The organism is Pseudomonas sp. MAG002Y, assembly GCF_019400845.1.
GTDB classification, from domain to species: Bacteria; Pseudomonadota; Gammaproteobacteria; order Pseudomonadales; family Pseudomonadaceae; genus Chryseomonas; species Chryseomonas luteola.
Window position 1 is genome coordinate 257,466 of record NZ_WOEJ01000007.1, and the last position, 19,263, is coordinate 276,728.

18 protein-coding genes and 1 tRNA gene are annotated in these 19,263 nt (G+C 55.4%); 11 read left to right on the forward strand and 8 right to left on the reverse strand.

Annotated features, from left to right (window positions below):
* Positions 1-99: 99 nt before the first annotated feature.
* Positions 100-531: a hypothetical protein gene (locus tag GM154_RS12685; RefSeq protein ID WP_010795087.1), complete on the reverse strand. Its 432-nt coding sequence runs from the start codon at positions 529-531 to the stop codon at positions 100-102.
* Between the two features lie 331 nt (positions 532-862).
* Here GM154_RS12685 and argF point away from each other — a divergent pair, with 331 nt between their 5' ends.
* Positions 863-1,780, forward strand: a complete 918-nt coding sequence (gene argF, locus GM154_RS12690; RefSeq protein ID WP_125888248.1) for an ornithine carbamoyltransferase — start codon at positions 863-865, stop codon at positions 1,778-1,780.
* Positions 1,777-2,811, forward strand: a complete 1,035-nt coding sequence (locus GM154_RS12695; protein ID WP_219652438.1) for an ABC transporter ATP-binding protein — start codon at positions 1,777-1,779, stop codon at positions 2,809-2,811. Before argF ends, GM154_RS12695 begins: the two co-directional genes overlap by 4 nt.
* A gap of 2 nt (positions 2,812-2,813) precedes the next feature.
* Here the strand turns inward: GM154_RS12695 and GM154_RS12700 are convergent, their stop codons facing one another.
* Together GM154_RS12700 and ybaK are read right to left on the reverse strand one after the other, a co-directional pair.
* Entirely contained in the window at positions 2,814-3,599 is a 786-nt protein-coding gene (locus GM154_RS12700) for a PhzF family phenazine biosynthesis protein (RefSeq protein ID WP_019365832.1), read from the reverse strand.
* A gap of 318 nt (positions 3,600-3,917) precedes the next feature.
* Positions 3,918-4,388 (reverse strand): Cys-tRNA(Pro) deacylase, encoded by a 471-nt coding sequence (gene ybaK, locus GM154_RS12705; protein ID WP_219652439.1) that lies wholly within the window; start codon positions 4,386-4,388, stop codon positions 3,918-3,920.
* Positions 4,389-4,691: 303 nt separating this feature from the next.
* Between ybaK and GM154_RS12710 the strand changes: the two genes are divergently transcribed.
* The 5 genes from GM154_RS12710 to metR all read left to right on the forward strand — a co-directional run bounded on the left by GM154_RS12710 (position 4,692) and on the right by metR (position 10,711).
* Positions 4,692-5,585: an MIP/aquaporin family protein gene (locus GM154_RS12710; protein ID WP_010795092.1), complete on the forward strand. Its 894-nt coding sequence runs from the start codon at positions 4,692-4,694 to the stop codon at positions 5,583-5,585.
* A gap of 14 nt (positions 5,586-5,599) precedes the next feature.
* Positions 5,600-7,105 carry a glycerol kinase GlpK gene (gene glpK / locus GM154_RS12715; RefSeq protein WP_219652440.1) on the forward strand — a complete coding sequence of 502 codons (1,506 nt, stop codon included), beginning with the start codon at positions 5,600-5,602 and terminating at the stop codon, positions 7,103-7,105.
* A 128-nt stretch (positions 7,106-7,233) separates the two neighbouring features.
* On the forward strand, positions 7,234-7,989 hold the full coding sequence (locus GM154_RS12720) for a DeoR/GlpR family transcriptional regulator (RefSeq protein ID WP_010795094.1): 756 nt from the start codon (positions 7,234-7,236) through the stop codon (positions 7,987-7,989).
* Between the two features lie 153 nt (positions 7,990-8,142).
* Positions 8,143-9,684 (forward strand): glycerol-3-phosphate dehydrogenase, encoded by a 1,542-nt coding sequence (glpD, locus tag GM154_RS12725; RefSeq protein ID WP_010795095.1) that lies wholly within the window; start codon positions 8,143-8,145, stop codon positions 9,682-9,684.
* A gap of 109 nt (positions 9,685-9,793) precedes the next feature.
* On the forward strand, positions 9,794-10,711 hold the full coding sequence (gene metR, locus GM154_RS12730) for a transcriptional regulator MetR (RefSeq protein WP_010795096.1): 918 nt from the start codon (positions 9,794-9,796) through the stop codon (positions 10,709-10,711).
* Positions 10,712-10,714: 3 nt separating this feature from the next.
* Here the strand turns inward: metR and GM154_RS12735 are convergent, their stop codons facing one another.
* Both GM154_RS12735 and GM154_RS12740 read right to left on the reverse strand, forming a co-directional pair.
* Entirely contained in the window at positions 10,715-11,692 is a 978-nt protein-coding gene (locus GM154_RS12735; RefSeq protein ID WP_219652441.1) for an SDR family oxidoreductase, read from the reverse strand.
* Between the two features lie 120 nt (positions 11,693-11,812).
* On the reverse strand, positions 11,813-12,079 hold the full coding sequence (locus tag GM154_RS12740) for a type B 50S ribosomal protein L31 (protein WP_010795098.1): 267 nt from the start codon (positions 12,077-12,079) through the stop codon (positions 11,813-11,815).
* Positions 12,080-12,346: 267 nt separating this feature from the next.
* On the opposite strand from GM154_RS12740, the gene GM154_RS12745 reads away from it, so the two are divergent.
* The 4 genes from GM154_RS12745 to GM154_RS12760 all read left to right on the forward strand — a co-directional run bounded on the left by GM154_RS12745 (position 12,347) and on the right by GM154_RS12760 (position 17,410).
* Positions 12,347-14,119, forward strand: coding sequence for an N-acetylglutaminylglutamine amidotransferase (locus tag GM154_RS12745; protein ID WP_073449366.1), 1,773 nt, complete (start codon positions 12,347-12,349; stop codon positions 14,117-14,119).
* Positions 14,120-14,137: 18 nt separating this feature from the next.
* Entirely contained in the window at positions 14,138-15,880 is a 1,743-nt protein-coding gene (ngg, locus tag GM154_RS12750) for an N-acetylglutaminylglutamine synthetase (RefSeq protein WP_219652442.1), read from the forward strand.
* On the forward strand, positions 15,877-17,067 hold the full coding sequence (locus tag GM154_RS12755) for an osmoprotectant NAGGN system M42 family peptidase (protein ID WP_010795101.1): 1,191 nt from the start codon (positions 15,877-15,879) through the stop codon (positions 17,065-17,067). Before ngg ends, GM154_RS12755 begins: the two co-directional genes overlap by 4 nt.
* Before the next feature lie 91 nt (positions 17,068-17,158).
* Entirely contained in the window at positions 17,159-17,410 is a 252-nt protein-coding gene (locus GM154_RS12760) for a YheU family protein (RefSeq protein ID WP_019365322.1), read from the forward strand.
* Positions 17,411-17,423: 13 nt separating this feature from the next.
* Here the strand turns inward: GM154_RS12760 and GM154_RS12765 are convergent, their stop codons facing one another.
* From GM154_RS12765 to GM154_RS12775, 3 genes are all read right to left on the reverse strand, one after another.
* Positions 17,424-17,756, reverse strand: coding sequence for a YnfA family protein (locus GM154_RS12765; RefSeq protein WP_073449370.1), 333 nt, complete (start codon positions 17,754-17,756; stop codon positions 17,424-17,426).
* Positions 17,757-17,767: 11 nt separating this feature from the next.
* Positions 17,768-18,895, reverse strand: a complete 1,128-nt coding sequence (locus GM154_RS12770; protein ID WP_219652443.1) for a GNAT family N-acetyltransferase — start codon at positions 18,893-18,895, stop codon at positions 17,768-17,770.
* Between the two features lie 177 nt (positions 18,896-19,072).
* Positions 19,073-19,148 (reverse strand) — tRNA-Glu (locus GM154_RS12775).
* Positions 19,149-19,263 lie beyond the last annotated feature (115 nt).

Genomic DNA, 19,263 nt, shown 5'->3' on the forward strand with positions numbered 1-19,263 from the left:
CGTGACTTGACGCAGGAGGAGAAATTGGCGGGAGAGAGAACGCGGCAGTCGTTTCTCTTCGAACCGGCGAACTCCATGTCCGCCGGTTCGAGCTCATCCTTAATGGATAGAGCTGATGGTGCCTTTCTGACCAGTCACTTTGACGTTGACGGCCTTGTACACCAGGTAGTCCTGAACATCGACTTCATAACGCGGAGCAACGATTACGTCAGCGCCTGAAGCCTTGACAGCCTTGTAAGCTGCAGCAGCTTTGGCCGAGGAGACTGGATCCAGTCCCAGAGCAAAACCACCTTCACCACCACCATAGGTTACGCCGTCTGCGAACTTGCTATCACCACCCAGCTTCAGCATACCGAACAGAACGTTTACGGAAGACTGACCTGTGATGGTTTCACCTACTTTGACATCCGCTTTCAGACCGGTATCAACCGCGCCACCCAGAGGTAGAGCTGGCTGACTTACGTTCTGGCTGGCACAGCCAGTGAGCAGGGCCAAAGTAGAGAAGGCAGCGGCATACACTACGCGTTTCATGCAATACTCCTTTGCATACAATTTTCCAATATCCCCGTTGCGGGGTAATAACGTCGCCTCGAAAGGCGGGCGGCATAGTAGTCATTTAACAAAAATGTAACAACCGTAGCGGAACAATTTTCCAATCTTTGTGAAGTTTTGCCTTTTGCGTAATAACCGGTTGCAACCTCATCTTTTCTGCCACCTCGCCAGGCATTTGCGCAAATATATAAATTACTTATAAGATCCGGCCCTTCCCTTTCCTCCGCATAGGTGCGGCAGTAGCTTTGGGTGTAGCCTGTTTTTCCTGAAGCCGGCCGGCACCCCTGGCCTGTATTCATAGGTATTGATGATGAGCGCTCGGCATTTTCTTTCGTTCATGGATTGCACACCCGATGAGCTGTTGCAGCTGATCCGCCGTGGCATCGAGCTGAAAGAACTGCGTAGTCGAGGCGTCAGCCACGAACCGTTGAAAAATCGTGTTCTTGGCATGATTTTCGAAAAGGCCTCGACCCGTACGCGTCTGTCCTTCGAGGCAGGCATGATCCAGCTAGGTGGCCAAGCCATTTTCCTGTCCCCGCGCGACACTCAGTTAGGCCGCGGTGAGCCGGTAGATGACTGTGCCCGCGTCATGTCCCGTATGCTCGATGGTGTCATGATCCGTACCTATGCCCACAGCACCCTGACGACCTTTGCGGCAAACTCCAACGTTCCGGTTATCAATGGACTGTCTGATGACCTTCATCCCTGTCAGCTGCTGGCTGATATGCAGACATTCTTCGAACACCGCGGCAGCATTCAGGGCAAGGTTGTGGCCTGGATCGGCGACGGGAACAACATGTGCAACAGCTATATAGAAGCTGCCGAACAACTGGACTTCACCTTGCGTGTGGCCTGCCCTGAAGGCTTTGAGCCAAACGCCCGCTTCGTTGAGCGCGCCGGTGACCGCATTCAGATTGTTCGTGATCCAACGGAGGCCGTAGAAGGCGCTCATCTGGTCAGTACTGACGTTTGGACATCCATGGGCCAGGAAGAGGAATCGAAAATCCGTCTGGAAACGTTCAAGGCGTATCAGGTCTCGCGTGAGCTCTTGGACAAAGCCAGCCGGGACGTCGTTTTCATGCACTGCCTTCCAGCCCACCGCGGAGAAGAGATCAGTCACGACCTGCTGGAAGATCCACGCTCGGTCGTATGGGATGAAGCAGAAAATCGCCTGCATGCGCAAAAGGCATTGATGGAGTTTCTGATCCCACATACACGCAACGCATGAGCATTCTCACGCTCAGCCATCTAGCCTGCGGCTACGGTGGCAGCACGATTGTAAACGACCTGAGCCTGTCTCTTGAGTCAGGAGAGATTGGCTGTCTGCTTGGTCCATCGGGATGCGGGAAAACCACGACGCTGCGCGCCATCGCCGGATTCGAGCCTGTCATGCAGGGCGAAATTCGTCTCGCCGATCAGGTCATTTCCCGAGCGGGGTTTACCCTGGCGCCAGAGCGGCGCGGGATCGGCATGGTCTTTCAGGACTATGCTCTTTTTCCTCACCTGAACGTAGGTGACAACATCGCCTTTGGTATTCGCAAGCATCCCGAGCGCGAGCGCATCATGGGTGAGCTGATGGCGCTGGTCAAACTGGAGCAGCTGGCCAGACGCTATCCTCATGAGCTGTCAGGTGGTCAACAGCAGCGTGTTGCCTTGGCTCGCGCCTTGGCACCGTCGCCTCGTCTGTTATTGATGGATGAACCTTTTTCCAACCTGGACGTAGAGCTTCGCCGATCGCTCAGCAGCGAAGTCCGGGATATTCTGAAAGCTCGAGGCACCAGCGCCATCCTGGTGACTCATGACCAGGAAGAAGCGTTTGCGGTAAGTGACAAGGTGGGGGTTTTTCAGCATGGCCATCTTGAGCAATGGGATACACCTGGGCACCTCTATCAGACCCCTGCCACGCCCTTTGTGGCAACGTTTGTAGGCCAGGGATTTTTCATTCCAGGTCGTGCCGTCGACTCAGAATCGATCAGAACGGAACTTGGGGTTGTCAGGGCCAGGAACAAAGCGTTCGAGGAAGGCGATGAGCTTCGCGTTCTCCTTCGGCCTGACGACATCCTCTATAGTCCCGCGAGCACGTTGACCGCGCAGGTGGTCAACCAGGTATTTCTAGGTGCAAGCACCCGCTATCAACTGGCGCTTGCGTCAGGAGCACGCCTCGAAGCGTCCTTCCCAGGTTTTGTTGAGCACAGTGCCGGTGAACAGATCGGAATTGCGCTCAAGAAAACGGCGCTGACAACCTTCAGCGCCACATAACGTCAATCCAACAATAGACGACCACTGGCGACGCGGCGAGCGTGACCCGCGATGCTCACACGCTCGCCATCCAGACGGCACCAGAGTTCCCCGCCCCGCTCCGAGCACTGGTAGGCTCGCAGCATCCGCTTCGCCAGGCGACGAGACCAATAGGGAATGAGGCTACAGTGAGCCGAGCCAGTCACAGGGTCCTCATTGATGCCAATACCAGGCGCAAAGAAACGGGACACGAAATCATACCGCTCACCTCGAGCAGTAATGATAACGCCCGGCCAACGCAGGCGCGCCAGAGCCGCAAAGTCAGGCTTGCAGTTGCGCACCGCCTCTTCCGACTCCAGGAGAACCAGTAGCTTATCTGCGCCCAGTACATCGACCGGACTAACGCCTAATGCACGCTCCAGCTCTGGTGTGGAACCGATCTCACTTGGAATCTGTGCGGGAAAATCCAGCGCCAGAAGCCCATCGTCTTCCTTATAGGCACGCAGGGTGCCGGAGCGGGAAATGAATTCGATCTTTTCTCCCGCTTCCTCATAAACAGTAAACAGTACATGAGCCGCTGCCAGCGTCGCATGGCCACACAACGGTATTTCAACCTTTGGGGTAAACCACCGAATGCGCCAGACATCACCCTCCCGACGGATAAAGGCCGTTTCCGCCAGATTATGCTCAGCGGCAATCTTCTGCATCAGATCGTCCGGCAACCATGCATCGAGACGGTAGACCATCGCTGGATTACCCGCGAACGGACGATCAGCGAAGGCATCGATTTGGTGAAAGTCGAGTTGCATGGTTTGCTCCATCTTTTCTTTTGAGTTCTTCGTACAGCATGAGCGAAACGTGCCTACGTCACAATGTACAGTTCACCAGCTATGACAGTTAAACTGGGCTGGCAACTCGCTCTGTGTAGGATCTCTCGGATCATCGGCACTCTTGTCAACAACCGCTACGGGCACACTCAAAGCCCGCTGTAATTGCGAGCAGCCAGATAGCGATCAAGGGAAAACACCAGAGCGGCAATAATTGACCATAGCGCAGTGAATCGATTGGTCAACTCAGTTGAAAGGACTTCCTTTGCCCACTACCCCTACGAGCAGAGAACCTGCACATTACTCCCGTGCAATCTCGGCAAACTGCCCTGCGGTCAGGCTAGCCAGCGCCTGGGCAGACAGCTCCACTTCAAGGCCACGTCTGCCTGCACTGACATAAATGGTAGGAAACCGCTCGGCACTGCTGTCAATGAACGTTCTCAAGCGTTTCTTCTGCCCCAGCGGGCTGATTCCGCCTACCAGGTAGCCAGTAGCACGTTGGGCTACCTGAGGATTCGCCATGTCTGCCTTTTTGACAGACGCCGCATGGGCCAAGGCTTTCAGGTCAAGACTGCCACCTACCGGAACGATAGCCACCAGCAACTCTTCCTTCTCGGTAGCTGCCAACAATGTTTTGAACACCCGGACGGGTTCAAGTCCAAGCTTGTCTGCCGCCTCGAGCCCATACGAAGCGGCTTTGGGATCGTGCACATAACTGAGCACGCGATGCTCTATCTTGTGCTTTTTGAGCAGGTTTATCGCTGGTGTCATGCCATTATCCTTGTGGCTTTATGATCCAGTTTGTCTCTGCCTTTGCAGCCTGTAAAGCCTTGTAACGCCTTACTTGGGGCGTCCCTCAAGCGTGACCTGAAACACGCCTTATAAAGTTCCCTTTCAAACAAGTGTTTTGCCTGTCATAAAATATCCTGCTTCGCTCATCACAATTTTCTATGGGGATGAAAGAAGAACCTTTGACAACGTTCGATTTTGAAACTAACTTTTCGTTTCCGAAAGGATGTAGTTTCACTTTTTTTCTACTACCGCAATAAATACAACAATCAAGAGGCTCCGCGTATGAGTACTCCATTAATGCCCACCCTACGTGGGCAATGCATTGCCGAGTTTTTGGGAACAGGATTATTCATTTTCTTCGGAACCGGTTGCGTCGCTGCCATGAAGGTTGGCGGAGCCACTCTGGGGCTCTGGGAAATCAGCATCATATGGGGCATTGCGGTCAGCATGGGGGTTTACTTGAGCGCTGGCGTGTCGGGTGCACATCTGAGCCCTGCCGTTACCATTGCGCTTTGGCTGTTTGGCGGCTTCGAGCGTAGAAAAGTCCCGCTCTACATCATTTCGCAGATTGCAGGCGCTTTTTGTGGCGCCGCGCTGGTATACGGCCTGTATAACAGTCTCTTTTTCGAATACGAACAGGCTCACAATATGGTACGCGGTAGCGTAGCCAGCCTTGAGCTTGCGGGTGTGTTCTCCACCTATCCGAACGCAGCCCTGTCTGTTGGTCAGGCGTTCCTGGTCGAGATGGTTATTACCGCCATCCTGCTGGCCGTCATCATGGCCTTGACCGACGATGGCAATGGTCTTCCGCGCGGCCCGCTGGCCCCGCTTCTAATTGGTTTGCTTGTTGCCGTGATCGGTGGATCCATGGGCCCGCTGACAGGCTTCGCCATGAACCCGGCTCGTGACCTGGGTCCTAAACTTATGACCTTCCTGGCTGGCTGGGGTGATGTAGCCCTGACCGGTGGCCGCGATATACCCTATTTCCTGGTACCGATCTTCGCGCCCATCCTGGGTGCCTGCCTGGGTGCCGCTGCTTACAAGGCACTCATCTGCCGTCACCTGCCCAGTCTTGGCTCAGCAGCGTGCGACATTCCAGTCAAAGAAACCTCAGTTGAAACGAATAAGAAAGACGCCGCCGCTCAGCCCAAGATCAGCGCGTCACAGGCTCAATAATAAGGATTTCCATCATGTCTAATAACAAGCATTACATCGTGGCCCTGGACCAGGGCACCACCAGCTCCCGCGCCATCGTGCTGGATCGTAACGCCAATGTGGTGAGCATTGCTCAGCGTGAATTCGCACAGATCTATCCGCAAGCCGGCTGGGTCGAGCATGACCCGATGGAAATCTGGGCCACCCAGAGCGCTACCTTTGTGGAGGCCCTGGCTCATGCAGGCATTAGCCATGACGATGTAGCCGCCATCGGTATTACCAACCAGCGCGAAACCGCTATCGTCTGGGACAAGACCACAGGCCGCCCGATTTACAATGCCATCGTATGGCAGAGCCGCCAAAGCACAGAGATCTGCAATCAGCTCAAGCGTGACGGCATGGAAGAGCATATCCGCCGCACGACCGGACTGGTCATCGACCCCTACTTTTCCGGTACCAAGATCAAGTGGATCCTGGACCACGTAGAGGGCAGCCGTGAGCGCGCCCGCCGTGGCGAGCTGCTGTTCGGCACTGTCGATACGTGGCTGATCTGGAAGATGACCCAGGGCAAGGTCCATGTCACCGACTACACCAATGCCTCGCGCACCCTGATTTTTGATATCCATAAGCGTGACTGGGATCCCGTGATGCTTGAAGCACTGGATATCCCCCGCGAAATGCTGCCGGAGGTTCGCTCCTCCTCCGAAGTCTACGGCTATGCCACTCTGGGCAGCAGCCAGGAAACCGGCATTCCGATCGCAGGGATTGCAGGTGACCAGCAAGCCGCCCTGTTTGGCCAAATGTGTGTAGAGCCGGGCCAAGCCAAGAATACCTATGGCACCGGCTGCTTCCTGCTGATGAACACTGGTGAGAAAGCAGTGCAGTCCCAGCATGGTTTGCTAACCACTATTGCCTGCGGACCGCGTGGTGAAGTGAATTACGCACTGGAAGGCGCCATCTTTAATGGTGGCTCTACCGTTCAGTGGCTGCGCGATGAGCTCAAGGTCATTAACGAATCCCTGGATTCCGAGTACTTCGCCACCAAGGTGAAGGACAGCAATGGTATCTATCTGGTACCGGCCTTTACCGGCTTGGGCGCTCCCTACTGGGATCCCTATGCCCGCGGCGCACTGTTTGGCCTGACCCGTGGCGTTAAGGTTGAGCATCTGATTCGTGCAGCCCTGGAGTCGATTGCCTATCAGACTCGCGACGTACTGGATGCCATGCAGCAGGATGCCGGCGAGCGTCTACGCTCGCTACGTGTGGATGGCGGTGCCGTCGCAAACAACTTCCTCATGCAGTTCCAAGCCGACCTTCTAGGCACCTGCGTAGAGCGCCCCGAAATGAAGGAAACCACTGCCCTTGGTGCAGCGTATCTGGCTGGCTTGGCCACCGGCTTCTGGAGCAGCCTGGACGAACTACGCAACAAGAGCACCATCGAGCGCGTGTTCGAGCCCACCTGTGATGGCGACCATCGCGAGGAGCTTTACAAGGGCTGGAAGAAAGCTGTCGAGCGTACTCGCGGCTGGGCGCAGGACTGATGTCATTGGACGGGGCGACTGGGAAGTCGCCCTTTTCACATCAGGACGATGAAGTTGATGCACTGAACTGGCGCCCGGCGCCTCGCTACGGCATTCTTCCTGTCAAACCACCGTTGAAGGAAGATTGCATGAGCCTGGCGCCCCGTCAGCAGAACATCCTGGACCTTGTCCGCGAGCGTGGCTATGTCAGCATCGAGGAGCTTGCCCAGCATTTCACCGTAACCCCCCAGACGATTCGTCGAGACATCAACCAGCTGGCCGAAAGCGGTTTGCTGCGTCGTTATCACGGTGGTGCCGCCCATGACTCCAGCGTGGAAAACACGGCTTACACCATGCGTGCTGGACAAATGCGTGATGAGAAGCGTCGTATCGCGGAGGCCGTTGCAGCACAGGTCCCGGATCATGCCTCATTGTTCATTAACATCGGTACGACGACCGAAGCGATTGCTCACGCGCTGCTCAATCACCGTAGCCTGAAGATCATTACGAACAACCTCCATGTTGCGAACATCCTTAGCGCGAAAGAGGACTTCGAAGTCCTGATTGCAGGTGGCAGCGTGCGCAGTGACGGCGGCGTGGTAGGCCAGGCGACAGCTGACTTCATCAAGCAATTCAAAGTGGACTACGCGCTGGTTGGCATCAGCGGCATCGATGAAGACGGCACTCTGCTGGATTTCAATTATCAGGAGGTTCGCGTTTCACAGGCCATTTTCGAAAACGCACGTAAGGTCTTTCTGGCAGCCGACTCCAGTAAATTCGGACGCAGCGCCATGATTCGCCTGGGCTCGCTTGAGCAGATCGATGTGCTCTTTACCGAGTCTCAACCAGACGAAGCCTTTACTCGGCTGCTCTCTCAATTCAAAGTCCGTCTTGAAATCGCCTGACTAGAGTGTCAGGCCTTTCACATTTAATTCATTTAAGTTCGTTTATTTTCCTTTTAGAGTTTTTTTATCGGTTTACGACTGGCGCAAGGCAACTCTTTTGTCTACGATTGTTCGAATACGAACATTGATGTTCGTTTATAACAGGAGACGCCCATGCCTCAGTCCACTTTGCTCGGGACGCCGCCCCTTTCCGAGATCTACGACATCGCCGTGATCGGCGGTGGTATCAATGGTGTTGGTATTGCAGCCGATGCCGCAGGCCGTAACTTGTCCGTCTTTCTCTGCGAACGTGACGACCTGGCGAGACATACCTCCTCAGCCAGCAGCAAGCTGATTCATGGTGGCCTGCGTTATCTCGAACATTACGAATTTCGACTGGTACGCGAAGCGTTGGCCGAACGCGAGGTACTGCTGGCCAAGGCTCCGCATATCGTCAAGCCCATGCGCTTCGTCCTGCCGCACCGGCCACATCTGCGTCCGGCCTGGATGATTCGCGCAGGTCTCTTCCTTTATGACCACCTGGGCAAGCGTGAAAAGCTCCCCGCCTCCCGTGGTCTTCGGTTCGGTTCCGACAGCCCTCTGGTCAGTGATATCAACCAGGGTTTCGAGTATTCGGACTGCTGGGTAGACGATGCACGCCTCGTTGTACTCAACGCCATGGCTGCCCGCGAGCGTGGCGCCCATATTCATACCCGCACCACCTGCACAAGCGCCCATCGCGCTAACAAACTGTGGCACCTGACCCTTCAGCGTGAAGACGGCAGTACCTTCTCGATTAAGGCAAAAGCCCTGGTCAATGCGGCAGGTCCATGGGTTGCCCAGATCGTTCGCGAAAACATCAAAGAGCGCTCGCCCTATGGTATTCGACTGATTCAAGGCAGCCACATCGTCGTGCCCAAGCTATATGAAGGCGATCATGCCTACATCATGCAGAACGAAGATCGTCGGATTGTCTTTGCGATTCCGTACCTGGGTCGTTACACCATGATTGGTACCACGGATCGTGAGTACAAAGGTGATCCAGCCAACGTACAGATTACCGAGCAGGAAACTGACTACATCCTGGGTGTGGCAAACGCACACTTCCGCCACAAGCTGACCCGCAGTGACGTCCTGCATACGTTCTCGGGCGTACGTCCCCTGTGTGATGACGAGTCAGACAATCCTTCAGCCATTACTCGTGACTACACCCTGTCACTGTCGGCTCCTGAAAACGATGCGCCTTTGCTGTCGGTCTTTGGTGGAAAACTGACCACGTACCGCAAGCTGGCCGAGTCGGCCATGCAGCAGTTGCAGCCGTTCTTCAAGACGATGGGACAGCCTTGGACAGCCAAGGCTACGCTACCGGGCGGAGAAGACATGACGACGCCTGAAGCACTGGCCAAACAGTTACAGGCACAGGTCAAGGATTTGCCAGCAGCACTTGCCCAGCGCTGGTCAACCACCTATGGCAACCGCACGCGCAAGCTATTGGAAGGCGTTACGCAAATGGCCGACCTAGGCGAATGCCTGGGGGCGGACCTGTATGCGCGTGAAGTGGATTATCTCCATGCTTACGAATGGGCCAACGCGGCAGACGACATACTCTGGCGCCGGACCAAGCTGGGCCTTGAGTTTACCCCTGGTGACAAGACCAAGCTGGAAACCTATCTAGGCAGTCTGGATATCCGCAAGGCCAGTCACGCAGCAGCGTAATGGATACGTGAATGAAACTGGCCGAATCATGAGCCAGTTTCATTCATGCCCTCCTTGGCTTGGAAATCATTCATAATGGATACCTGCTGCACTCATCAGGATCCAGGCCATGCTCGAACTTCGTCACTTGAAAACGCTACACGCACTGCGTGAGGCTGACAGCCTTGTCGAAGCTGCCGAACGTCTTCATCTGACCCAATCTGCACTGTCTCATCAGTTCAAAGAGCTTGAAGAGCGCCTTGGTCTGAGCCTGTTCGTCCGCAAGACCAAGCCAGTGCGCTTTACCAGTGCCGGCCTGCGCCTCCTGCAATTGGCCGATGCGGTATTACCTCAGCTTCGCAGTGCGGAACGTGACCTGTCACGCTTTGCTGGCGGCACTGCCGGGCGCCTCAACATTGCCATTGAATGCCATAGCTGCTTTCAGTGGCTGATGCCTACCATTGATCAGTTTCGTGATTCCTGGGCTGAAGTGGAGATGGATCTCGCCTCGGGCTTTTCATTCGCCCCGCTACCAGCCCTGGCACGTGGCGATCTTGACCTTGTCGTCACGTCAGACCCGATTGATCTCACCGGCATCACTTACATTCCGCTTTTTACTTATGAAGCGCAGCTAGCCATGGCCAACCAGCATCCCTTAGCTGGCAAGCCTTACATCGTGCCTGAGGATCTGGCTGAAGAAACGCAGATCACCTATCCGGTCGACCGTGAGCGTCTGGATATCTTCAGGCAATTTCTCGACCCGGCCGGCGTCGAGCCTGCTGGCATACGTACGGCAGAGCTGACGGTCATGATGCTGCAGTTGGTAGCATCCGGCCGGGGCGTATGTTGTCTTCCTAACTGGGCGCTCCATGAGTACAGCTCGCGTGGCTATGTGACCGCGAAGCGTCTGGGTGAGAAAGGCTTGTATGCCACACTGTATGCCGGTATTCGAGAGGACATGCTGGAAGCTCCCTTCATGCAGGACTTTTTACTAACAGCCAAGGACACATCCTTCGCTACGCTTGAAGGCGTCAGTGCGGCACGTTAGGGATCAATCTGACCGCTCCGTCAGTCGCCGGTACAGGTACGCCCCAAACACTAGCGCCGCAGCACTGGTTGCTGCCACGACCATGCGCTCATCAGGACGACGCCATCCTCCATCGACACTGCGATTGCCACTGGGAGGGCTGAACAGATTGCCCGAGGAGTGCTCTACCGGCTCCATTCGACTCAAGGCGCGATCCATAAAGATCCGGGACAGCCGAGCATAACCAGGCACCAGCGCATGGGCTGCACGAAGTACCGTGGCGGCCTGCCCTACTGTCGTAGACTTGCGTGGATAACGCGCCATGGAGAGGATGGCTCTGGCGACCTTTCGAGCATCATAAACAGGTGGCGTAGGCTTTATTGTCCTTCCACTGTAATTACCGCCGTCTCGCAGCCCTGGCGTATCGATGAACGCAGGGTAAACATCGCAGACATGAATATCGGACCAGCGCGTAAGCTCGCCTCTCAAGGCTTCGGTAAACCCTCTCAGGCCTGACTTGGCAGCCGAATAGGCCACTGCATAGGGAAGCGGTACCCAGCTGCCTACCGATAAGGTATTGATCAAAACCCCTGACCCTTGCCGTTTGAAAACCGGCACAACGGCGTAGGCGCCACGCAGATAGCCTAGAAGGTCGGTCTGCACGACGCGTTCATGCGCCTCAAAAGGCGTCTCATCAAACTTGCCTACCGCACCGATACCCGCATTGTTGACCCAGATATCAATCCGTCCGTATCCAAATTCCAGCGCACGCTCGGCCAATTGCGAGACTGACTTCATCAACGTGACATCCGTAGGCACACCAATCGCCCGGCCTCCCAAGAGAAGACACTCGGCAACCGTATCGTCTAATGCCGCCTTATCTCGAGCAGCCAATACCAGGTAAGCCCCCTGCCGTGCAAACGCCTGAGCGGTGGCCCGACCAATCCCGCTGGAAGCGCCAGTAATGACCACAATGGCGCTATCTAGATTGCGTGCTTTCATCAGGTATCCTCTTTTGCTTTCAAGCTGATTAAAAGAGGACCCCGCTTACCGCCAGCCATTCCTTCATTCAGACATAAAAAAGCCCTCAAAATCATGAGGGCTTTTTTCAGTGAGGCCGGATTACTGGGAAGACTTGCTTCCGCCCGGAAACCCTGCAAAACGCTTGTTGAAGCTAGAGACGCGACCCTCGCTTTTCAACTGGCGCTGCTCACCGGTATAGATTGGATGCGAAGCACTGGACACGTCCAGTGCCACATAGGGATAGGTCTTGCCTTCAAATTCCTGGGTACGATCAGTCTGTGCCGTAGAGCCGATCAGGAAGTAATGATCTGCCGTGGTGTCATGGAAAAGCACTGGCCGATAGTTAGGATGAATATTCGGTTTCATGGTACCTCCTGGATACTCGGTTGGACTCTACATCGAGCCGCTTCGTTACATTATAACGATACATTACTAATATAAGGTCTTGCCGGTGGCTTTCAACCCTTACCAGCAGATTAATTTCACTAAGGTCTGAAAACGGTACCCAGTCCCCGTAATAGCCTGTTGCCTTGAGTCATTCGGGCGGAAAAATGCAACTTACCCCCACAAATGCTTGTCGTTTCCCTGTGGAGCAATACCTCCCCACCCCAACGGAGCAACCGGTAAGGAACTATGTGCGGTATAGCTGGAGAATTACGTTTCGATAATCGTCCCGTCACCCTGGCCACGCTGGAACGGGTCACCCATCGCCTCGCTCAACGCGGCCCCGACGCCTGGGGCTTTCATAGCCAAGGCCCTGTTGCGCTAGGCCACCGACGCCTGAAAATCATGGATCTGGCAGAAGCCTCTGGTCAGCCCATGATTGACTCGGACACGGGCCTGTCGATGGTTTTCAACGGCGCCATCTACAACTACCCAGAGCTACGCAGCGAGCTGGAGGCCAAGGGTTATCGCTTCCATTCTGGCGGCGATACCGAAATTCTGCTCAAGGCCTATCACGCCTGGGGCAAGGAGATGCTGCCCAAACTCAACGGCATGTTCGTCTTCGCTATTTGGGATCGCGATAAGCAGCAAATGTTCATTGCACGCGATCGCCTGGGCATCAAGCCCTTGTACCTGAGTCAGACCAATGAACGCCTGCGCTTTGCTTCAAGCCTGCCCGCCCTGCTTGAAGCAGATGATATCGATACCTCTCTCGATCCCGTCGCGCTGAACTACTACCTCAACTTCCATGCTGTTGTACCAGCGCCCCGTACCATCCTGAACGGCGTAAAAAAGATGCCGCCAGCCACCTGGATGGTCATTGACGCCAACGGCAAAACCGAACAGCAAACCTGGTGGACGCTGAATTACGGCCCAACTGCCGATGAAGCCAACTACACCATGGAAGACTGGAGCGGCGAAGTCCTGAACAGCTTGCGCGATGCTGTCTCGATTCGACAGCGGGCAGCCCGCGATGTAGGTGTGCTGCTGTCTGGCGGTGTGGACTCAAGCCTGCTGGTCGGCTTGCTGCACGAGTCCGGGGTACGCGATCTGCTGACCTTCTCCATCGGGTTTGAAGATGCAGGTGGAGAGCGTGGGGATGAGTTTCAGTATTCAGACCTGATCGCTCAGCGCTACGGTACACGGCATCACAGGCTGCGCATCAACGAATCTGAAATCATTGAGCAATTGCCCGCCGCGTTCAGAGCCATGAGCGAGCCGATGGTAAGCCATGACTGTATCGCCTTCTACCTCCTGTCGCGTGAAGTGTCCAAGCATTGCAAGGTTGTACAGAGTGGCCAAGGTGCGGACGAGCTTTTTGCAGGCTACCACTGGTATCCACAGGTTGATGGTGCGGCAGATCCGTTTACAGCTTACCGAGCCGCTTTCTTCGATCGTGACTATGCTGAATACGCAGCTACTGTTCAGGACAGCCGCCGTCTGGATCACGACGCTGCAGGTGATTTCGTTCGTCAGCACTTTGCACAACCTGGCGCAGTAGCTGGCGTTGATAAGGCGCTACGCCTGGACAGCACTGTGATGCTGGTAGACGACCCGGTCAAACGAGTCGACAACATGACCATGGCATGGGGCCTGGAAGCGCGTGTTCCTTTCCTTGACTATAAGCTGGCGGAACTGTCTGCCCGTATTCCGGCGCAGTTCAAGCTGGGAGACGGCGGCAAACACGTCCTCAAGGAAGCAGCTCGCAAGGTGATTCCGGCAGAAGTCATTGACCGCCCCAAAGGCTATTTCCCGGTACCGGGCCTGAAGCATCTGCAAGGTAATACCCTGACCTGGGTACGTGAGTTGCTGCTTGATCCCAGCCAGGATCGCCAGCTATTCAATACTGCAGAAATCGATCGACTCCTGAAGAACCCTGACGACCAGATTACACCGCTACGGGGCTCCAAGCTCTGGCAGCTCGCCGCCCTTAATTTGTGGCTGAGTGAACATGGCCTATAAGTGTTGGAGTATTGCACGATGAAAGCCGCCTACTATAACAATCAGCGTCTTCAAAGGGCTCAGACGCCCAATTATGAGCGTCTACAGGCCCAGATGACTGGGGCTGAACGGGCCACGTGCCAATCCGTTTGCCTGCATTGCGGATGGGGTCGAATTCTAATCGGCCATACGTTCTCCGACGCATCGGTATTGGCTAAGGAACTTCTCAAGGAAGAGGCCGGCGAGCGAGACATCGCCCTATACGTGGCTGCGCCTCAGCAGGTACTGGCCTATGCACCGCAACAGCTTTTCCTGGATCCATCCGACACGTTGCGGCTGTGGTTCACCGACTATCGCCCCGCACATGCGCCCTTCCGCGGCTTTCGTATTCGCCGGGCCTTTAGCGAAAGCGACTGGAGCGAGATCAATCGTCTCTACCAGACGCGCCATATGCTTCCCGTGGATATCGAAAAACTCACGCCCCGACACAAGGGTGGGCCGGTCTACTGGCTGGCAGAAGATCAGGACACGGGCGCCATTATCGGCTCGGTCATGGGGCTGAACCACGCTAAGGCATTCAACGATCCTGAGGGTGGTTCAAGTCTCTGGTGTCTGGCCGTAGCGCCTGACTGCCCTCGTCCGGGCGTGGGAGAAGCTCTGGTTCGTCACCTGATTGAGCACTACGCCAGCCGCGGCCTGGCGTTCCTGGACCTGTCGGTCATGCATGACAATAGTCAAGCCAAGCGTCTTTACGACAAGCTGGGCTTTCGGGAACTCCAGACCTTTACCGTCAAGCGCAAGAACGCAATCAACCAGACCCTTTTCCTCGGCCCTGGCCCTGAAGCAGGGCTTAATCCCTATGCCAAGATCATCGTAGATGAGGCTCAACGCCGCGGGATCGATGTACAAGTAGATAATGCCCAGGCTGGTCTTTTTACCCTCATACAGGGGGGCCGCCGAATCCGCTGCCGCGAATCACTGTCGGACCTGACCAGCGCTGTCACCATGACACTTTGTCAGGATAAGACCCTCACAATCCGGACACTCAAGGAAGCAGGATTACGGGTTCCTGATCAGTGTCTAGCCAGTGAAGATGAAGAAAACGAAACGTTTCTTGCCAAGCACGGCGCCTTGGTTGTAAAGCCGGTCAACGGTGAGCAGGGCAAAGGCGTCGCCGTAGATGTACGTGATCCTGAGCACCTGAAAGCCGCGATTGCCCAAGCTCGTCGCTACGACGATAACGTGCTGCTCGAAAGCTACCATGCAGGTCTTGACCTGCGCATTGTTGTCATTGGTCATGAAGTCGTGGCGGCCGCTATACGGCGTCCTGCCGAGGTCATTGGTGACGGTCGTCGAAACATTCATGAGTTGATCGAACACCAGAGCCGCCGCCGCCAGGCAGCAACCGGAGGCGAAAGTCGGATACCTCTGGATGAAGAAACCGAGCGCGCGATCAAGTCTGTCGGCTACAGTTATGACACGGTCCTACCAGAAGGCACCCGCCTGTTTGTCCGCAAGACAGCAAATCTTCATACCGGGGGCACGCTGGAAGATGTTACCGATATTCTTCACCCTGAACTGGCGCAAGCCGCAGTAGCTGCTGCCAAGGCCTTGGATATTCCAGTGACAGGCATGGATCTATTGGTACCGGCTGCTGATCAAAGTGAATACGTAATCATTGAAGCCAATGAGCGGCCGGGCTTGGCCAACCATGAACCCCGCCCTACGGCGGAGCGCTTCATTGATCTGTTGTTTCCCCTGTCTCGAGAGGTGCCCGCTTGAATAAGCTGCCGACACCGGATCTGGATTATCTGCGCCGTGTCCTGCTGGAAATGCTCGCCATTCCAAGCCCGACAGGCTTTACAGACACAATCGTCATGTACGTGGCCGAGCGCTTGAGTGAAATCGGCATTCCCTACGAGCTGACACGACGAGGAACGATTCGTGCCACACTCAAAGGACGTAAGGAAAGCCCCGACCGAGCGGTTTCCGCTCACTTGGATACGATCGGTGCCATTGTCAGGGAAATCAAGGATAACGGCCGTCTGAGCCTGGCGGCGGTAGGCCATTGGTCCAGCCGTTTTGCCGAAGGAAGCCGGGTCAGCATCTTTACCGACAACGGAACCCTACGTGGCAGCGTACTACCTCTGCTCGCCTCTGGGCATGCCTTCAATACCGAAGTCGACAAGATGCCCGTCAGCTGGGATCACATCGAGCTACGCCTAGACGCTACCACCAAAAGCCGTTCAGAGACGGAATACCTGGGTGTACGCGTAGGAGACTTCGTAGCTTTTGATCCGTTACCGGAGTTCACGGAGAGCGGCTACATCAGTGCTCGTCACCTGGATGACAAGGCAGGTGTAGCCGCTCTGCTAACGGCGCTCAAGATGATTCAGGAAGCCGGGATCGTACCCCCCATAGACTGCCATCCTCTCTTTACCATCACGGAAGAAGTAGGGTCTGGCGCGGCGGGTGCATTGCCTTGGGATGTCAGTGAGTTTGTCGGTATCGATATCGCTCCGGTTGCTCCCGGGCAACAGTCCGATGAGCATCGGGTCAGTGTCGCCCTGCAGGACTCAAGCGGCCCTTACGATTATCACTTGTCACGCCATCTGCTGCGTATCGCAGAGCGAAACAGCATTCCGGTCAGGCGTGACCTGTTCCGCTACTACTACAGCGATGCCCACTCCGCTATCAACGCAGGGCATGACATCCGGATTGCGCTTCTGGCCTTTGGCTGTGATGCCACCCACGGCTATGAGCGGACGCACATTGTCAGTCTGGCAGCACTAAGCCAGCTCTTGGTGGGTTATATGACCAGCCCGCCCGTGTTCGATAGTGACGCAGCGCCAGCAGATAATTCCGTTGACCGCTTTACGCATCAGCTCGATTTGGAAGAGACGCATCAGGACAACCAGACGCATCTGCCTCACATCGAGGAATTAATCAAAGAGGGCGGGAAAACATAGGGACCGATAACGCCGCCCCGCTGGGCGGCGTCCTCTCGCCAACTGGCCAAGCTGTACGTTAGCATCGCTGCCCGCTTCAGGAACTGCCGCCATGCTCATACCCTACGACATGCTCAACCCCGATACGCTAGGCAACCTTCTCGAAGACTTTGTTACGCGAGAAGGAACGGATAACGGTGATGAAACACCTCTGGAGACGCGTGTAGCACGTGCACGTCGGGCGCTGGAAAATGGAGAAGCCGTTATTGTATTCGAGCCGGACAGCGGCCAGTGCCAGCTGATGCTCAGACGGGACGTTCCCAAGGAATGGCTAAACACTCCAGATGAAGAGGCACTTTCCTGACAGGCTTGAATATTCAGTGCACTGACAATTTCGGCCCTATTACTAACACCGCCACGCCCAGCAGACACAGTGCAGCCCCTGCCAGATCGGTCCAGGCGGGTCTGGTTTTTTCAACCAGGCCCAACCAGGCCAGCGATGCCACGATATAAATCCCACCGTAAGCAGCATAGGCTCTGCCAGCGTAAGCCGCCTCCACACGTGTAAGCACAAGCGCAAACAGGGTAAGCGATAAAAGCCCTGGGAGCAGCCACAGCGGACTCTTGCCCAGTCTTAGCCATAACCAGAATGTGTAGCAGCCGGCGATCTCAAAACAGGCAGCTAAGGCGAACCAGAAATAATTAAGCATGATATTTACACTTAGCCGTCCTGGCGGAACGGCAATGCGTCTGTAGCGGCCTGCGCATAACGCCTGATGCCTTCGCGCTCCTGATTTAGAAACTCGCTCACGGCCTCACGAAGCCCAGGGTGTACCAGATAGTGCCATGAATGGGTAAAAACCGGCTCAAATCCCCGAACCAGCTTGTGCTCTCCTTGCGCGCCCGCATCAAAGCGGGTCAGCCCTTCACTAATGGCATGATCAATCCCCTGATAGAAACATGTCTCAAAATGCAGCCGGTCAAACTCGGCCAGACAGCCCCAGTAACGTCCGTAAAGGGTCTTTTCATCGCACAGGTAAAATGCCATGGCCACGGGTCGGCTCTCCTGACGAGCCAACACAACGCGAATGGCCTCAGGCATGCGCTCAGCCAGTTCGCTGAAGAACTCACGGGTCAGGTAGGGATCCTGCCCTCTTACGGCGTACGTATTGGCATAACAGGCATAGACAAAATCCCACTCCTGCTCAGTAAGCGACCCGCCCTCTCGCCATTCAAAATCGATACCCTGCCCTGCAACTTGCTCACGCTCCTTGCGAAGCTGCTTGCGCTTACGTGACGCCAGCGCATCCAGGAAGTCCTGAAAATCCCGATACCCTCTGTTGTGCCAATGAAACTGACACCCAAGCCGTTCGAGCCAGCCTTCTTGATCAGTCAACAAGTGATCTGTCGCTTCGTTGGTAAAATTGACATGCAGACTCGAAAGTCCGCGGCCCTCCAGCTTGCTGGTCACTACATGCAGTAGCTCCTCACAAGCTGTACGCTCCCCTAGCAGACGAGCGCCTCCTACCGGGGAAAAGGGAACAGCGGCAAGAAGCTTCGGGTAATAATCAATACCCGTACGGTGGCAGGCATCAGCCCAGGCCCAATCAAATACGTACTCTCCATAGGAGTGGTACTTTATGTAGGCAGGCATGGCCGCTCTCAACGTACCCTCTAGATCACGCACAATATAGTGCGCAGGCTTCCAGCCTGTACGACGCCCTACGCTTCCACTGATCTCCAGAGCATGTAGAAATTCATGCCGCATAAACGGCTGGTTATCTGGTAACAGCGCATTCCACGCCTGCGCAGGCAGCTCGGACAGGTTATCTAGCCGCTCGATAATCACTGATATCCCCTGTTGATTCACTGGCCTATCGGGCAAGACCTGATTCGAATAGTGACCTATTGTTTAGTCTGCTTAAACAGGTTTATTCGTCAGTCAGCCTCGTACGGCTGATATGACCGCTAAAAGGACAAAATTGCAGGCGAAAAAAAACCGCCTATAAAGGCGGTTTTATAAAGATGGCGTCCCCTAGGGGACTCGAACCCCTGTTACCGCCGTGAAAGGGCGGTGTCCTAGGCCACTAGACGAAGGGGACAAAACCTTCGATTGAAACCAGCACTTGCTGGCCCTAGAAATTTGGTGGAGCTAGACGGGATCGAACCGTCGACCTCTTGCATGCCATGCAAGCGCTCTCCCAGCTGAGCTATAGC

What these genes read in the sequence shown, in the direction of transcription:
- GM154_RS12685 (WP_010795087.1), bottom strand. Translation starts at nt 531, where the DNA reads ATGAAACGCGTAGTGTATGCCGCTGCCTTCTCTACTTTGGCCCTGCTC.
- argF (WP_125888248.1), top strand. Translation starts at nt 863, where the DNA reads ATGAGCGCTCGGCATTTTCTTTCGTTCATGGATTGCACACCCGATGAG.
- GM154_RS12695 (WP_219652438.1), top strand. Translation starts at nt 1,777, where the DNA reads ATGAGCATTCTCACGCTCAGCCATCTAGCCTGCGGCTACGGTGGCAGC.
- GM154_RS12700 (WP_019365832.1), bottom strand. Translation starts at nt 3,599, where the DNA reads ATGCAACTCGACTTTCACCAAATCGATGCCTTCGCTGATCGTCCGTTC.
- ybaK (WP_219652439.1), bottom strand. Translation starts at nt 4,388, where the DNA reads ATGACACCAGCGATAAACCTGCTCAAAAAGCACAAGATAGAGCATCGC.
- GM154_RS12710 (WP_010795092.1), top strand. Translation starts at nt 4,692, where the DNA reads ATGAGTACTCCATTAATGCCCACCCTACGTGGGCAATGCATTGCCGAG.
- glpK (WP_219652440.1), top strand. Translation starts at nt 5,600, where the DNA reads ATGTCTAATAACAAGCATTACATCGTGGCCCTGGACCAGGGCACCACC.
- GM154_RS12720 (WP_010795094.1), top strand. Translation starts at nt 7,234, where the DNA reads ATGAGCCTGGCGCCCCGTCAGCAGAACATCCTGGACCTTGTCCGCGAG.
- glpD (WP_010795095.1), top strand. Translation starts at nt 8,143, where the DNA reads ATGCCTCAGTCCACTTTGCTCGGGACGCCGCCCCTTTCCGAGATCTAC.
- metR (WP_010795096.1), top strand. Translation starts at nt 9,794, where the DNA reads ATGCTCGAACTTCGTCACTTGAAAACGCTACACGCACTGCGTGAGGCT.
- GM154_RS12735 (WP_219652441.1), bottom strand. Translation starts at nt 11,692, where the DNA reads ATGAAAGCACGCAATCTAGATAGCGCCATTGTGGTCATTACTGGCGCT.
- GM154_RS12740 (WP_010795098.1), bottom strand. Translation starts at nt 12,079, where the DNA reads ATGAAACCGAATATTCATCCTAACTATCGGCCAGTGCTTTTCCATGAC.
- GM154_RS12745 (WP_073449366.1), top strand. Translation starts at nt 12,347, where the DNA reads ATGTGCGGTATAGCTGGAGAATTACGTTTCGATAATCGTCCCGTCACC.
- ngg (WP_219652442.1), top strand. Translation starts at nt 14,138, where the DNA reads ATGAAAGCCGCCTACTATAACAATCAGCGTCTTCAAAGGGCTCAGACG.
- GM154_RS12760 (WP_019365322.1), top strand. Translation starts at nt 17,159, where the DNA reads ATGCTCATACCCTACGACATGCTCAACCCCGATACGCTAGGCAACCTT.
- GM154_RS12765 (WP_073449370.1), bottom strand. Translation starts at nt 17,756, where the DNA reads ATGCTTAATTATTTCTGGTTCGCCTTAGCTGCCTGTTTTGAGATCGCC.